11 protein-coding genes and 1 pseudogene are annotated in these 14,372 nt (G+C 70.4%); 7 read left to right on the plus strand and 5 right to left on the minus strand.

Annotation, left to right across the window (positions count from 1 at the left end):
- The first annotated feature begins 167 nt into the window (after window positions 1-167).
- The 3 genes and pseudogenes from coaBC (at window position 168) to AC3A57_RS22050 (ending at window position 4,460) form a co-directional block, all read left to right on the plus strand.
- A pseudogene (coaBC, locus tag AC3A57_RS22040) lies at window positions 168-1,399 on the plus strand (bifunctional phosphopantothenoylcysteine decarboxylase/phosphopantothenate--cysteine ligase CoaBC).
- Window positions 1,400-1,520: 121 nt separating this feature from the next.
- Window positions 1,521-1,979: a dUTP diphosphatase gene (gene dut / locus AC3A57_RS22045; RefSeq protein ID WP_487580853.1), complete on the plus strand. Its 459-nt coding sequence runs from the start codon at window positions 1,521-1,523 to the stop codon at window positions 1,977-1,979.
- 180 nt (window positions 1,980-2,159) lie between these two features.
- Window positions 2,160-4,460, plus strand: coding sequence for a phosphomannomutase/phosphoglucomutase (locus AC3A57_RS22050; RefSeq protein WP_487580863.1), 2,301 nt, complete (start codon window positions 2,160-2,162; stop codon window positions 4,458-4,460).
- A 103-nt stretch (window positions 4,461-4,563) separates the two neighbouring features.
- Here the strand turns inward: AC3A57_RS22050 and AC3A57_RS22055 are convergent, their stop codons facing one another.
- From AC3A57_RS22055 to AC3A57_RS22065, 3 genes are all read right to left on the minus strand, one after another.
- Complete coding sequence (locus AC3A57_RS22055) at window positions 4,564-5,214, minus strand: hypothetical protein (RefSeq protein ID WP_487580854.1); 651 nt, start codon at window positions 5,212-5,214, stop codon at window positions 4,564-4,566.
- A 126-nt stretch (window positions 5,215-5,340) separates the two neighbouring features.
- Window positions 5,341-6,003, minus strand: coding sequence for an orotate phosphoribosyltransferase (gene pyrE, locus AC3A57_RS22060; protein WP_487580855.1), 663 nt, complete (start codon window positions 6,001-6,003; stop codon window positions 5,341-5,343).
- Window positions 6,000-6,578: a GNAT family N-acetyltransferase gene (locus tag AC3A57_RS22065; RefSeq protein WP_221671007.1), complete on the minus strand. Its 579-nt coding sequence runs from the start codon at window positions 6,576-6,578 to the stop codon at window positions 6,000-6,002. Before AC3A57_RS22065 ends, pyrE begins: the two co-directional genes overlap by 4 nt.
- Before the next feature lie 59 nt (window positions 6,579-6,637).
- Here AC3A57_RS22065 and AC3A57_RS22070 point away from each other — a divergent pair, with 59 nt between their 5' ends.
- The 3 genes from AC3A57_RS22070 (at window position 6,638) to AC3A57_RS22080 (ending at window position 9,279) form a co-directional block, all read left to right on the plus strand.
- Window positions 6,638-7,411 carry an exodeoxyribonuclease III gene (locus AC3A57_RS22070; protein WP_487580856.1) on the plus strand — a complete coding sequence of 258 codons (774 nt, stop codon included), beginning with the start codon at window positions 6,638-6,640 and terminating at the stop codon, window positions 7,409-7,411.
- On the plus strand, window positions 7,401-8,810 hold the full coding sequence (locus AC3A57_RS22075) for an AmpG family muropeptide MFS transporter (protein ID WP_487580857.1): 1,410 nt from the start codon (window positions 7,401-7,403) through the stop codon (window positions 8,808-8,810). Before AC3A57_RS22070 ends, AC3A57_RS22075 begins: the two co-directional genes overlap by 11 nt.
- Before the next feature lie 139 nt (window positions 8,811-8,949).
- Entirely contained in the window at window positions 8,950-9,279 is a 330-nt protein-coding gene (locus tag AC3A57_RS22080) for a hypothetical protein (protein ID WP_487580858.1), read from the plus strand.
- A gap of 55 nt (window positions 9,280-9,334) precedes the next feature.
- On the opposite strand, the gene AC3A57_RS22085 is transcribed toward AC3A57_RS22080, so the two are convergent.
- Both AC3A57_RS22085 and AC3A57_RS22090 read right to left on the minus strand, forming a co-directional pair.
- On the minus strand, window positions 9,335-10,510 hold the full coding sequence (locus AC3A57_RS22085) for an anhydro-N-acetylmuramic acid kinase (RefSeq protein ID WP_487580859.1): 1,176 nt from the start codon (window positions 10,508-10,510) through the stop codon (window positions 9,335-9,337).
- A gap of 314 nt (window positions 10,511-10,824) precedes the next feature.
- Window positions 10,825-12,285 (minus strand): peptidoglycan DD-metalloendopeptidase family protein, encoded by a 1,461-nt coding sequence (locus AC3A57_RS22090; protein WP_487580860.1) that lies wholly within the window; start codon window positions 12,283-12,285, stop codon window positions 10,825-10,827.
- Between the two features lie 204 nt (window positions 12,286-12,489).
- Between AC3A57_RS22090 and tyrS the strand changes: the two genes are divergently transcribed.
- The gene (gene tyrS, locus AC3A57_RS22095) at window positions 12,490-13,719 is read left to right on the plus strand and encodes a tyrosine--tRNA ligase (RefSeq protein WP_487580861.1); all 1,230 of its coding nucleotides are present in this window, start codon (window positions 12,490-12,492) and stop codon (window positions 13,717-13,719) included.
- The last annotated feature ends 653 nt before the right edge of the window (window positions 13,720-14,372 follow it).

Consider the following 14,372-nt stretch of genomic DNA (forward strand, 5'->3'; position numbering starts at 1 on the left):
GTCGGCGGCGCCGGCCGCGGCGGCCATCGGGCCGATTCGGCGCATCGGGTAAGCTAGGTGCCCGGGCCGGGGTAGGGATACGCCGACGCGGCCGCCGTCTCGGCCGCATCACGCCCTCTCGCCCAGTGTCCGCTGTCCGCACCACATCGAACGAGCCCCTGCCGAACATGGCGCCAGATTCCCAACCGACGCTGCGCGATCAGCGCATTTTGCTCTGCGTCTGCGGCGGCATCGCCGCCTACAAGGCCGCCGAGCTGGTGCGGCGCCTGCAGGACGCCGGCGCCCAGGTGCGCGTGGCGATGACCGAGAACGCGACCCGCTTCGTCGGCGCCGCGACCTTCCAGGCCCTGTCCGGCCACCCGGTGCGCAGCTCGCTGTGGGACGAGGCCGCCGAACTGGCGATGGGCCATATCGAACTGGCGCGCTGGGCGCAAACGATCCTGATCGCGCCGGCCACCGCCGACATGATCGCCAAGCTCGCCCATGGCTTCGCCGACGACCTGATCAGCACCCTGTGCCTGGCCTCCGAGGCGCCGGTGGCGATCGCCCCGGCGATGAACCACCGCATGTGGGGCCATCCGGCCACCCAGGCCAACGTCGCCACGCTGCGCAGCCGCGGGGTGAGCTTCTTCGGCCCGGGCGAGGGCCGCATGGCCGAGCCCGAGTCCGGACCGGGCCGGCTGCTGGAACCGCACGAACTGGTCGCCGCGCTGGCCGGAGCCCGCGCATGAGCGGCGCCGGACTCGACGGGCGCGATCTGGCCGGGCGCCGGCTGCTGATCAGCGCCGGCCCGACCTACGAGGACATCGATCCGGTCCGCTTCATCGGCAACCGCAGCAGCGGCAAGATGGGCTTCGCCATCGCCCAGGCCGCGGCGCAACGCGGCGCCGAAGCGACCCTGATCGCCGGCCCGGTATCGCTGCCGACCCCGGCCGGGGTGCGGCGGATCGACGTGCGCTCGGCGCGGCAGATGCGCGAGGCGGTGATCGGCGCGCTGCCGGCCGACGCCTACATCGGCGCGGCCGCGGTGGCCGACTACGCGCCGGCCGAGATCGCTCCGGGCAAGATCAAGAAAAAGGACGAGCAACTGACCCTGGCGCTGGTGCGCACGCCGGACATCCTGGCCGAGGTCGCGGCGCATGCGCAGCGGCCGACCCTGGTGGTCGGCTTCGCCGCCGAGACCCACGACGTCGAGTTCTACGCCCGCGGCAAGCTGGAGAAGAAGCGCGTCGACCTGATCGCCGCCAACCGTGTCGGCGTCGCCGGCAGCGGCTTCGAAAGCGACGACAACGCCTTGACCGTGTACTGGCGCGGCGGCGAACGCGCGCTGGGTCCGGCGCCCAAGATCGAGCTGGCCGACCGCCTGCTCGACCTGATCCTGGAACGCTGGCCGGCCTGAGCGGCGCGCCGGTCCCGCCGCGGCCGCGCGCGCGGCCTTCGTGCAGCCCCCCGTTCCGGCCCCCGCTCCGGCCTCGCCCAGCGGGCCGGCCGTCCCCTCCTCTTCCTGCGGATCGCTTGCGATGCACCACACCCTCGAAATCAAGATCCTCGACCCGCGCCACGGCAGTCAATGGCCGCTGCCGAGCTACGCCACCGCGGCCAGCGCCGGCCTGGACCTGCGCGCCGCGCTGGACCAGGCCCTGGTCCTGAACCCCGGCGACACCGCCCTGGTGCCCTCGGGCCTGGCGATCCACCTCGGCGACCCGGGCCTGTGCGCGGTGATCCTGCCGCGCTCCGGGCTGGGCCATAAGCACGGCATCGTGCTCGGCAACGGCACCGGCCTGATCGACGCCGATTACCAGGGGCCGCTGCTGATCAGCGTGTGGAATCGGGGCCGCGAGGCTTTTACGATGCAGCCGGGGGACCGGATCGCCCAACTGGTGGTGCTGCCGATCGTGCGCGCCAGCCTGCAGGTGGTGGACGAGTTCGAAGCCAGCGACCGCGGCGCCGGCGGCTTCGGCCATACCGGGGTGCGCTGAGCCGGGTCCGGCATCGGCGCGGCGCTGGCACGCAACCTGCTAGGTATGTGCGGGGCGCGCGATCCGCGAGCGCGGCGCGAGGCGTAGTCGACGGAATCCGTCGCTGCCTCCGGTGCACACTGAATGGGTCGTGCGCGTAGCACAGACAGGGGAAAGGATCTTGGAATGGTCGATCTGAAGATGGAAAAGCCGCAGATCAACGCCGCGCAGCTCAAGCCGGCGCTGGTGCCGTTGGCCGCGCTCAGCCTGGTGCTGGCGCTGTGGTTCGGCTGGAGCGGCGTGCAGCAGCACGTCGATGCCCAGCGCCGCGCCGACGTGAGCCAGTTGCGCGATCAGGCGGTGGCCGAGGCGCACAGCGCGCTCGGTGTCGAACACAAGCGTCTGCGCGAACGCCTGGCCGCCGCGGAGATGCAGGCCGCCTTGCAGGCCGGCGATTTCGCCGCCGCCTCGGCCCAGCTGACCCGCGGCTGGGAAGGCGCCAGCAACGGCCAGGTGCTGGCCCAGGATCTGGCCGCCGATTACGCCCAGTTGCCCAAGGGCGGTTACGGCCGGCTCGCGGCGATGGAGGCGGCGATGGTCGCCGACAAGCCGATGGCGTCGATCGTGCGCGACGGCGGCAAATCGGTGCTGGCGCTGGCGGCGCCGGTCCGGGTCGGCGAACAGCTGATCGGCGTGGCGTATCTGCAGCTGCCCTTGCAGCGCATCAGCGCCGCGCTGGAGAACGCGCCGGTCGACGGCAGCAGCTATCTGGCCCTGCGCCAGGGCGGCTTCAGCGCGATCGAGCGCGGCGACACGACGCTCGGCAACGGCGCCGAAGCGTTGGCGGCGAAGATCCCCGGCAGCGACCTGCGCGTGGCCGCGGCGGTCCCGGACGTGGCCGGCGGTCCGTTCGGCCTGGGCGCCATTCCGTGTTTTATCGCTGCGGTGATCCTGGCCGTGCTCGGGTTCGTGCTCGCGCGCCTGCGTCAACGCTTCAACGCGCCGCTGACGGTGGTGGACGAAGGTCCGGTTCAGACGCTGGCTGAGACCATATCGGCCTCTCCCCAGCCGACGGACGCCTCCGACGTGACCCATTCCCCGCAAGCCGCTGTTTCCGGCCCCCTGGCCGTCGATCCGGGCATCTTCCGCGCCTACGACATCCGCGGCGTGATCGGGCGCAGCCTCGATCCGGGCGTCGCCGAGCAGATCGGCCACGCCATCGGTTCGGTGATGCACGAGCAGGGGCTCAGCGAGATCGTGGTCGGCCGCGACGGCCGCCTGTCGGGCCCGTCGATGATCGAAGGCCTGATCGCCGGCCTGCGCAAGGCCGGGCGCAACGTCGTCGACATCGGCCTGGCGCCGACCCCGGTGGTGTACTTCGGCGCCTACCACCTGCGCGCCGGTTCCTGCGTCTCGGTCACCGGCAGCCACAATCCGCCGGACTACAACGGCTTCAAGATCGTGGTCGGCGGCGAGACCCTGTCCGGCGACGCCATCACCGATCTCTACCGCCGCATCGTCGGCGGCCGCCTGTACACCGCGTCCGAGCCGGGCCAACTGACCCATCGCGATATTTCCGAGGACTACGTCCAGCGCATCGCCTCGGACATCCAGATCGACTGTCCGCTCAAGATCGTGGTCGACGCCGGCAACGGCGTCGCCGGCGACGTCGGCCCGCGCGTGCTGGCGGCGATCGGCGCGGAAGTGACCCCGCTGTACTGCGAGATCGACGGCGAATTCCCCAACCACCACCCCGATCCGAGCGAACCGCACAACCTGGTCGACCTGATCAAGATGGTCGGCCGGCTCAACGCCGATCTGGGCATCGCCTTCGACGGCGACGGCGACCGTCTCGGCGTGGTCACCCGCGACGGCCAGAACGTGTTCCCGGATCGCCTGCTGATGCTGTTCGCGGCCGACGTGCTGGAACGCAACCCGGGCGCGATGATCATCTACGACGTCAAGTGCACCGGCCGCCTGCCGGGCCATATCCTGCGCCACGGCGGCAGCCCGCTGATGTGGAAGACCGGGCATTCGCTGATCAAGGCCAAGATGCGCGAGACCGACGCCGAACTGGCCGGCGAGATGAGCGGCCACTTCTTCTTCAAGGAGCGCTGGTACGGCTTCGACGACGGCATCTACTCGGCCGCGCGACTGCTTGAGATCCTCGCCGCGCAGCCGCAGAGCCCGAGCGAGACCCTCAACGCCCTGCCCAACGGCGTCTCGACCCCGGAGATCAAGGTCGACGCGCCGAACGGCGACCCGCACAGCTTCGTCGAGCGCTTCCGCAACGAGGCCAGCTTCGAAGGCGCGCGGCTGTCGACCATCGACGGTCTGCGGGTCGACTTCAGCGACGGCTGGGGCCTGGTGCGCGCGTCCAACACCACGCCGATCCTGGTGATGCGCTTCGACGCCGACAGCGCCGATGCGCTGAAGCGGATCCAGGACGCGTTCCGCGAGCAGTTGCTGGCGCTCAAGCCGGACCTGGCGTTGCCGTTCTAAGCCGCGCCACCGCCCGGCGGACAGACGAAAAACGCCGCGGCTTCGCCGCGGCGTTTTTCGTTTCGGGGGCCGGCGTCGGCGAGCGGTCGCGGCCGGCGGCGGCTCAGCCCTGGCCGGGACGCTTGCGCATCGACTGGTAGCGCAGCAGGGCGGTGGCCAGGTCCTCGTCGGCCAGGCTGCGCTCGACCTGTTGCTGCTTGAGCAGGTCCTGCTGGCGCAGCAGTTCGTCGTGCTGGTGGCGGATGTTGTCGGCCAGCGACTTGTCGACCGGCTTGCTGCCCAGCTCGGCCTCGCCGGCCTTGCGCAGCAGGCTCAGCAGGGTCTGGCGCCGGCCTTCGATGCCGAGCTGGGAGGCCTTGACCGTCTCGTCGAGCAGGATGATCCGTTCCTGGAAAGAATTCCGCAGCTCTTCCTCGGTCGAATACGACTCGGCCATGGCGTGGTCGCGGCGCTTCTTCGCCTCTTCCGCCAAGGCCGCGCTGCGCGCCGCGCGCGCGGCCTGGTCGGCGGCGATGCGCTCTTCCGGGGTCAGGGCGCGCCCGACCTGGCCCAGCGGCAGGCCGCTGCGCGAGCTGATCTCGGTGCGCGCGCTGTCGACCGCGGTGGCCGGCAGCGCGTCGCCGCAGACCTTGCGCCCGCCCTCGTTCCAGCAGTACAGCTTCTTCTTCGCGGTCTGCTCCTGTGCGCCGGCGGCGAACGGCAAGGCCAGCGCCAGCAGCACGGCAGTCGCGGTCAGGGATGGGATTCGGTTCATAGCGCCCTCGTACCGTCGGAACCCGCGGTCATTCGAGCAAAGCCAAGCAAGAGTCGGGCCACCCCGGTCGCGAGCGACTGCAGATTGCGTCACGATTTCGGTGCGCGACGCCGCCGCGGACCGGACTCAGGCCGCGTCGCCGCGGCCGTAGGCGGCACGGTAGGCCAGCAGGCGTTCGCGTTGCGTGGAGAACTCCGCGCTTTCGCCGGTGAAGGCCAGCAGATCGTCGAGGCTGGCGATCGCGACCACCGGCAGAGCGTGTTCGATTGCGACAGTTTCTGCCGCCGAGCGTCGGGATTGGGCCGGGTCCACGGCTTCCTGGCGGTCCAGGGCGATCACTATTCCGGCCACTTCGCCGCCGGCCGCGCCGATCAGGCCCAGCGCTTCGCGGATCGCGGTGCCGGCGGTGATCACGTCGTCGACGATCAGCACCCGGCGGCCGGCCAGGGGCGCGCCGATCAGGGTGCCGCCCTCGCCGTGGGCCTTGGCTTCCTTGCGGTTGAACGCCAGCGGCAGGTCGCGGCCGCGGCGCGCGTACTCGCAGCCCAGCGCGGTCGCCAGCGGAATGCCCTTGTAGGCCGGGCCGAACAGCAGGTCGAACTGCAGGCCGGCGTCCTCCACCGCGTCGGCATAGCAGGCGGCCAGGCCGGCCAGCGCCGCGCCCGAGTCGAACCGGCCGGCGTTGAAGAAGTACGGGCTGACCCTGCCGGATTTCAGGGTGAATTCGCCGAAGCGCAGGGCCTGGGCCTGGAGCGCGAGTTGCAGGAAGCGGGAGCGGTGGTCGGTCATGGGGCGTCTGAGGCGGAGTCGGGGGAGGAGGGAGCGGCTTCGGGCTGCAGGCGCAGCAGCATCAGGTGCTGAGGGCCGGCATCGCCGCCGAGGTAGAGCTCGCCGGTGTCGGCGAAGCCGGCCTTGCGGTAGGCGGCGATGGCGGCGGCATTGCGGAGGTTGACGGTCAGGGCCAGCAGGCGCCGCTGCGGATGGCGCCGGCGCAGGTCGTCGCAGCAGGCGGCGATGGCGGCGCGGCCGTAGCCGCGGCCTTGCGCGTCGCGGTCGATGAGGTAGGAGCGCAGGCCGACGCTGGGCTCGGCGAAGACCCGGCCGGCGATCGCGGCCGCGGCGAAGTCCAGCCGGTAGAAGCCGACCACCCGTTCGCCGGCGAGGATCGCCATCGCTTCGCTGGCCGGGTCGGCCAGGGCCTGATCGAGGTTGGCGCCGGTGTCGCCGACGAAGGGCGATTGCTCCGCCGCGACCCGCAACGCCCGCACCGCCGGCGCCAGCGCGGCGTCGACCGCCGCCACGCGCACGGGCGCATCGGCGGTCGCCGGCGGCGGGGCGGTCGGGAAGGCCGTGGGCGAGGACATGGCCGGCATGATACCCGTGCCCGTTGTTATGATCCCCGCACCCCTGACGTGGAGCGCGCATGCGCATCATCAGCTTCAACGCCAACGGTCTGCGCTCGGCCGCGACCAAGGGCTTCTTCGATTGGTTCAAGACCCAGGACGCCGACGTGCTCTGCGTTCAGGAAACCAAGGCCCAGGAACACCAGCTCGCCGGTCCGCAATTCCTCCCCGACGGCTACCACGCCTTCTTCCGTGACGCGATCACCAAGAAGGGCTACAGCGGCGTGGCGATCTACTCCAGACGCGAGCCGGACGAGGTCCGCACCGCGCTGGGCTGGGCCCCGTTCGACGACGAGGGCCGCTACATCGAGGCGCGCTACGGCAATCTGAGCGTGGTCTCGTTCTACATCCCGTCCGGCTCGTCCGGCGAGCTGCGCCAGGGCTTCAAGTTCGAGGTCATGGAATGGCTGAAACCCATTCTCGACCAGTGGCTGGCCAGCGGCCGCGACTACGTGCTGTGCGGCGACTGGAACATCGTGCGCAGCCGCCTGGACATCAAGAACTGGACCAGCAACCAGAAGAACTCCGGCTGCCTGCCGCCCGAGCGCGACTGGCTCAACGGCGTGTGCGCCGACGACAGCGGCTGGGTCGACGCCTACCGCACGCTCAAGGCCGAGGGCCAGGACTACACCTGGTGGAGCAACCGCGGCGCGGCGCGCGCCAACGACGTGGGTTGGCGGATCGACTACCAGTTCGCCACCCCGAGCCTGCGCGAGCGGCTGCGCGGCTGTTCGATCCTGAAGGAACCGCGCTTCTCCGACCACGCCCCGTTCGTCGTCGACTATGACCTCTGAGGCCGGCGCCGCGGGCGCGCGCGCGGCGGCGCCGGCGCCGGCGCGCAAGGGCTGGCGCCTGGTGCTGGCCAACCTGCGCGAGCCCAAGGTGCTGGTGATGCTGTTGCTCGGGTTCAGCTCGGGCATCCCGATCTACCTGGTCGGCAACACCCTCGGCTTCTGGATGCGCGAGAACGGCATCGAGTTGTCGACGATCGGCTTCCTGTCCTGGGTCGGCCTGGCTTATTCGCTGAAGTTCCTCTGGGCGCCGCTGGTCGACAAGCTCGACGCGCCGCTGCTCGGGCGCTGGCTGGGCCGGCGTCGCGGTTGGATGCTGCTGAGCCAGGCGGTCGCCGCCGCGGCGTTGGTCGGCATGGCCCTGGTCGAGCCGCGCCAGGGCCAGCTGCTGCTCGGCGGGGTGGCGCTGAACCAGTTGCTGGTGTTCGGCGCGCTGGCGCTGGTGGTCGCGTTCGCCTCGGCGACCCAGGACATCGTCATCGATGCCTGGCGCATCGAGAGCGCCTCCAGCCCCGAGCAGCAGGGCCTGCTGACCTCGACCTCGACCCTGGGCTACCGCGGCGCGCTGCTGGTCACCGACTCGCTGATCCTGATCCTGGCCGCGCAGGCCGGCTGGTCGCTGTCCTACGGCGCGATGGCGGCGCTGATGGGCGTCGGCGTGCTGGCGACCCTGGCCGCGCGCGAACCGGCCGCTTCGCTGCAGGCCGCGGCCACGCCGCATCCGGCGCTGTTCTCGGTCCAGGGCCTGTTCGACGCGGTGGTCGGCCCGTTCGTGGCCTTCTTCCGCCAGCACGGCCAATGGGCCCTGCTGATGCTGCTGACCATCAGCCTGTACCGCCTGCCGGATTTCCTGTTCGGGCCGATGGCCAATCCGTTCTATGCCGACCTGGGCGTAGCCAAGGAAACCGTCGGCGCGGTGCGCGGCTCGTTCGGTCTGGTCGCGACCATCGCCGGGGTCGCCGTGGCCGGCCTGACCGCGGTGCGTTTCGGCTTCGTCCCGACCCTGCTGGCCGGCGCGGTGCTCGGCCCGGGCTCGAACCTGGCCTTCGCCTACCTGGCCATGCACGGCAACGACCCCGGCGTGTTCACCGCGGCGATGGTGATCGACAACTTCTGCAACGGCTACGCCGGGGTGGCTCTGGTCGGCTACATGTCGAGCCTGACCAACCTCGGCTACACCGCCACCCAGTACGCCCTGCTGAGCTCGTTCTATGCCTTGCTCGGCAAGCTGCTCAAGGGACTGTCCGGGGTGGCGGTGGAGCATCTGGCGCTGGACCGCAGCCTGCTCGAGGCCTATTCGCTGTTCTTCGTCGGCACCGCGCTGATCGGCCTGCCGGCCCTGGTGCTGTGCGCCGTGCTGGCGTTGCGCCGGCCGCCGGCCGCGGTCGCGCAAGGCGGCTGAACGGCACGCCCGCCGCCTGGCCGAAGCGGCGTCAAGGCCGTGCCGGAACGGCGCGTGGCGGGCGGCAGTCGAGTACCTGAACACGAATCCGCCAACTTTGTGTTGCGGTCACCAGTGTGCGGTGGCACCTTTCCCGGCAGTGACCGACATCATTCTCCACAACCTCGACAGCGTGCTGGCCGACCGCGTCCGCCGGGTCGCGGAAGCGCGCGGCTGGAGCTTGCCGCGGACCGCGCTGTACCTGATCGAGAGCGGTCTGTTCGCGGTCGAGGCCGAGATGGTCGGCCGTTTCGACGATTCCGACGCGATCGCCCTGCAGCAGGCCATCGCGGCGCTGGAAGGCATCCCCAGCGACCCGGGTTTCTCCAAGATCGGCCGCGCCGATCCGGTCGCGCCCAAGCCCGTCGGCCCGGACCTGAGCGGTCTGGAGCTGCTCGACGAATTCCGCCTCGACCGCGACCCGGCCTGAGCTCGCGCCGGCTCGCAGCGCCGGCCCCGTCGACCGAGTCGCCCGAACGCGCCGCTCAGGCCGCCGGATGCACGCAGCCGAGCACGCGCAGGCCGCGCGCGCCGGTCACGCTGGGCAGGTTGCCGGGCAGCCCGGCCAGGGTCTGCCGCGCCAGCCAGGCGAAGCCCATCGCCTCGACGAAATCCGGGTCCAGGCCGTAGGCCGCGGTCGACTCCACCGTCGTTCCAGGCAGGTGCGCGGCGATCCGCGCCAGCAGGGCGCCGTTGCGCACCCCGCCGCCGCAGGCCAGCACCCGCCGGGTCGCCGGCTGGTGCGCGAGCAGCGCTTGCGCGATGGTGACCGCGCTGAGCTCGAGCAGGGTCGCCTGCACGTCCTGCGGCGCCTCGTCGCCGCGCAGCTGCGCCTGCAGCCAGGGCAGGTGGAACTGCTCGCGTCCGGTGCTCTTGGGCGGCGGTTCGGCGAACCAGGGCTCGCCGCACAAGCGCGCGAGCAGCCCGGCATCGACCGTGCCGGAGGCGGCGAAGCGGCCGTCGGCATCGTAGGGCGTGCCCAGGTGGCGCAGCGCCCAGGCGTCGAGCAAGCAGTTGGCCGGCCCGGTGTCGAAGCCGCGCACCTCGCCGCGCGCCGGCAGCAGGGTGAAATTGGCGATCCCGCCCAGGTTCAGCGCGGCCCGGTCTTCGCCCGGGTCGTGCAGCAGGGCGGCGTGGAAGGCCGGCATCAGCGGCGCGCCATGGCCGCCGGCGGCGACATCGCGGCGGCGGAAGTCGGCCACCGTGGTCATGCCGCTGCGCTCGGCGATCACCGCGCCGTCGCCGATCTGCCAGGTGAAGGGATGGCGGCCGTCGTAGCCGGCGCCGGCCGGGCGATGGCGCACGGTCTGGCCGTGCGAACCCAGCGCGGCGACCGCGTCCGCGGCCACGCCGGCCTCGCCGATCAGCGCCGCGGCCGCGTCGGCGAAGGCCTGCGCGACCCGCACGTCGAGCGTGCCCAGCTCTTCCAGCGAGCGCGCATCGCCGCCCTGGCCGAGTTCGACCAGGCGTTCGCGCAAGCCCGCCTCCCAGGCATAGGTGCGGCCCAGCACCAGCTCGCAACGGGTCGGCGTGCCGGCGGCGAAACGCACCAGCGCCGCGTCGATCCCGTCGGCGCTGGTGCCGGAGATCAGTCCAAGATAAAGGCCTGAAGGCGGTGAAGCCGCGCTGGTGTCAGACCGGGTCGAAGAGTTCTCAGCCATGACGAAACTCCCAAAGGCCTGAAGGCGGTGAAGCCGCGCTGGCGTCAGACCGGGTCGAAGAGTTCTCAGCCATGACGAAACTCCCAAAGGCCTGAAGGCGGTGAAGCCGCGCTGGCGTCGGACCGGGTCGAAGAGTTCTCAGCCATGACGAAACTCCCAAAGGCCTGAAGGCGGTAGGCCTGCGCCGGCGTCGGACCGGGTCGAAAGATCTTTTGTCACAGCGCGCCTCTTCGAATGGCCTCATCCAGCCTAGCAATTCGCGCAAAGCAAAAGAGCCTCCGAAGAGGCTCTCGCTGCGCGCGCGCCGCGGCCGCTCAGGCGCGCGTGGTCTTTTTCTTCGCCGCCGCCACCGTCTTGGCCGGCGCGGCCGCCGGCGTCGGGCCGGCATCGGCGTAGATGATGTTCTCGACCTGGCGGATCCGCGCCAGGGCGACGCTGGTCTGGGTGCGGAACTGGGCCAGCGCCATGCCGCTCAGCGGCTCCGGCGGCGGCATGGTGACCGACAGCGGATTGCGGTGCACGCCGTTGATGCGGAATTCGTAGTGCAGGTGCGGGCCGGTGGCCAGGCCCGAGCTGCCGACGTAGCCGATCACCGTGCCCTGGCCGATGCGCTGGCCCGGCTTGACCCGGCCGAAGTTCGACATGTGCCCGTACAGGGTGGTGTAGCCGCGGCCGTGGTCGAGGATCACCGCGCGGCCGTAGCCGCCCTTCCAGCCGATGAACTGCACCCGCGCATCGCCGGCGGCCATGATCGGGGTGCCGGTGCCGGCGGCGTAATCGACGCCGGTGTGCATGCGGATCCGGCCCAGCACCGGGTGGCGGCGCGAACCGAAGCCCGAGGTCAGCCGGGCATAGGGAATCGGCATGCGGATGAAGCTCTTCTTCAGCGGACGGCCGTCGCCGGTGAAGTACTCGGCCTTGCCGCCGCGCTCGAAGCGGAAGCCGGTGTGCAGCTTGCCGTCGCTGGTGAAGGTCGCCGCCAGCACCGGGCCGGTCTTGAGCAGTTCGCCCTCGCGCCAGGTCTGTTCGACCACCACGCTGAAGCGGTCGTTGGCGCCGACGTCTTCGTTGAAGTCGATGTCGTACTTGAAGATTTCGTCGGTCAGGGTGTTGATGTTGGCCGGAGTCAGGCCGACCTTGCGCGCCGACCGGAACAGCGACTTGCCGACCTTGCCGCTGAGCACCACGGTGCGGGTCTCGGTCGGGCGGTTGATGACCTTCTGCGAGATCTTGTCGCCGGCGATGCTCAGCTCGATGCGGTGGCTGTCGTCGCGGTCGTAGCGGAAGGTGCGCAGGCTGCCGTCGACCGGCATGTCGAACGCCAGTTCGGTGCCCGGCTTCATCCGCGTCAGCGCGTCCTTGGCGCCGGGCTGGGCGAGAATCTTCTGCAGGGTCGAGGCTGGGATCTCCAGTTCCTCGAACACCGAGCCCAGGGTCTGGCCGCGGCCGACCCGGACCAACTGCCAGCTGTCGCCGTCCTGGCCGCGCACCCGCGCCAACGGCAGCGGCGGCAGGGCCAGCGCCAGCGACTGGCGCGGCTCGTGGGCGCGCAGGGTCGGCGCCGGTTGGCTGAAGCCCGGCACGATCGCCGCGACCATCATGCCCAGGGTCGCGAACAGGCCGGCCTGGACCCACTGCCGGCCGGACCAGCGGCCGTTGAAACCGTCGGAAATATGACGCGCCAGCACCGGGCGTCGGAGCGCGGCCTCGCGCAGGGCTTTCAGGCGTTCGCGTCGTTCGGCGCCCACACTGGAAGCCTGCTCGGGTACTGTCATGGGTCGATGCCTCGTGCGAGGTGTGAAGGCCGCGTTGCGGCGTTACCATAGTCACGCGAGTTGTACGCGTCAAACCCTTGAGCTGAATGGGGTTTTCGCATCGAACGAGGCGGTTTTCGTTTAACTCCCAATTAACCTGAATCCGTGACCGATTGCGCAAAGCGCGGCCGCGGCCGACCGACGAGTCCCTCTTAGAGTTCCCCCGTGTCCACATCCGTACAAGAAGCCCTCGATCTGATCGCCCGCGGCGCCGACGAAATCCTCAAGCGCGAAGAACTCGAGGCCCGACTCAGCGCGTCCATGAAAGCCGGCGGCCGCCCGCTGCGGATCAAGGCCGGCTTCGACCCGACCGCGCCCGATCTGCACATCGGCCACACCGTGTTGCTCAACAAGATGCGCCAGTTCCAGGACCTGGGGCATCAGGTGATCTTCCTGATCGGCGACTTCACCGGGATGATCGGCGACCCGACCGGCAAGAACGTCACCCGCAAGCCGCTGACCCGCGAAGACGTGCTCGCCAACGCCCAGACCTACGCCGACCAGGTGTTCAAGGTGCTGGACAAGGAGCGCACCGAGGTTCGCTTCAATTCCGAATGGTTCGGCCGGATGAGCTCGGCCGACATGATCAAGCTCGCCGCCCAACACACGGTCGCGCGGATGCTCGAGCGCGACGACTTCGCCAAGCGCTACGCCGCCCAGCAGCCGATCGCGATCCACGAATTCCTGTATCCGCTGGTGCAGGGCTACGACTCGGTGGCGCTGCAATGCGACGTCGAGCTCGGCGGCACCGACCAGAAGTTCAACCTGCTGATGGGCCGCGGCCTGCAGGAGCACCACGGCCAGCCGGCCCAGATCGTGCTGACCATGCCCCTGCTGGAAGGCCTGGACGGCGTCAACAAGATGTCCAAGTCGCTGGGCAACTACATCGGCATCAACGAGCCGGCGATCGACATCGTCACCAAGACGATGAAGATCGACGACGCGCTGATGTGGCGCTGGATCGACCTGCTCAGCTTCGAGATCGGGATCGCCGAGGCCGCGCGCCTGAAGGGCGAGATCGAGGCCGGCCAGCTCAACCCGCGCGACCTCAAGCTGCGCCTGGCGCGGGAGCTGGCCGCCCGTTTCCACGGCGCCGCCGCGGCCGAGCAGGCGCTGGCGGGCTGGAACGCCGCGGTGCGCGGCGAGGGAGACACCGCCTCGCTGCCGCTGACCGACCTGGTCGTGCCGGCCGAGGGCCTGCGCATCGCCGCGCTGCTGACCGCGGCCGGGCTGACCCCGAGCAACTCCGAGGCCAACCGCAAGCTCAAGGAGCGCGCGGTGCGGATCGACGGCAACGTGATCGAAGACGCCCAGCAGTCCTTCGCCCCGGGCTTCGAGGGCGTGTTGGCGGTCGGCAGGCGCAACTTCGTTCGGATCCGGCTGGTCGCCGCCTGAGGCGGGGCCGCTTCGGCCCTTAGCGTCCTGGCGAAACCGAACAGGCCCGCGCAACGCGCGGGCCTGTTTCGCTTCCGCTCCCGCCGCGCGACTGGCCCCTCTCCCGCTTGCGGGAGAGGGGTTGGCTGAGGGCCCCCAGGCGGTGCAGTGATTCGCATCGCTGTTCGCAAAAGCAGTCCCTGCGGACCGTCGCGGCGCCGATGCGAATAAATCTTCCGTCGAGTCGATGCCCCCCCCTTCCCAACCCCTATTCATGTCTGCATAATGTGCGGCTCCCCGAGGCGAGTTGTGTTGCAGCGGGGGCGCGCGGAAAGCGGCGGTTTCGATGAGTGTTGACGAATCGGAAACAGGCTGTAAGATGCGCGGCCCGAAGTCGCCAAGGCGGTTTCGGGGAGCGCGGAAAACAGCGGTTTCGACGGGTGGTTGACGAATCGGGAACAGGCTGTAAGATGCGCGGCCCTGCAGGCGGTTCGCCGGCTGCAAGGGGCGCAGAAAACAGCGGTTTCGGTGGGTGTTGACGAACTGAAACGATGCTGTAAGATGCGCGGCCCGATCGGCGGTTGGATGGTTGATCGCAGCGCGGTACGGCAGTCGGTTTCGACGGGTGGTTGACGAAACGAAACGATGCTGTAAGATGCGCGGCCCGGTTGGAC

The organism is Lysobacter sp. Soil_C_15, from assembly GCF_057657315.1.

Bases quoted from the DNA above. Each gene is read 5' to 3' on its own strand.
- dut (WP_487580853.1), top strand. From the start codon at position 1,521: ATGCACCACACCCTCGAAATCAAGATCCTCGACCCGCGCCACGGCAGT.
- AC3A57_RS22050 (WP_487580863.1), top strand. From the start codon at position 2,160: ATGGAAAAGCCGCAGATCAACGCCGCGCAGCTCAAGCCGGCGCTGGTG.
- AC3A57_RS22055 (WP_487580854.1), bottom strand. From the start codon at position 5,214: ATGAACCGAATCCCATCCCTGACCGCGACTGCCGTGCTGCTGGCGCTG.
- pyrE (WP_487580855.1), bottom strand. From the start codon at position 6,003: ATGACCGACCACCGCTCCCGCTTCCTGCAACTCGCGCTCCAGGCCCAG.
- AC3A57_RS22065 (WP_221671007.1), bottom strand. From the start codon at position 6,578: ATGTCCTCGCCCACGGCCTTCCCGACCGCCCCGCCGCCGGCGACCGCC.
- AC3A57_RS22070 (WP_487580856.1), top strand. From the start codon at position 6,638: ATGCGCATCATCAGCTTCAACGCCAACGGTCTGCGCTCGGCCGCGACC.
- AC3A57_RS22075 (WP_487580857.1), top strand. From the start codon at position 7,401: ATGACCTCTGAGGCCGGCGCCGCGGGCGCGCGCGCGGCGGCGCCGGCG.
- AC3A57_RS22085 (WP_487580859.1), bottom strand. From the start codon at position 10,510: ATGGCTGAGAACTCTTCGACCCGGTCTGACACCAGCGCGGCTTCACCG.
- AC3A57_RS22090 (WP_487580860.1), bottom strand. From the start codon at position 12,285: ATGACAGTACCCGAGCAGGCTTCCAGTGTGGGCGCCGAACGACGCGAA.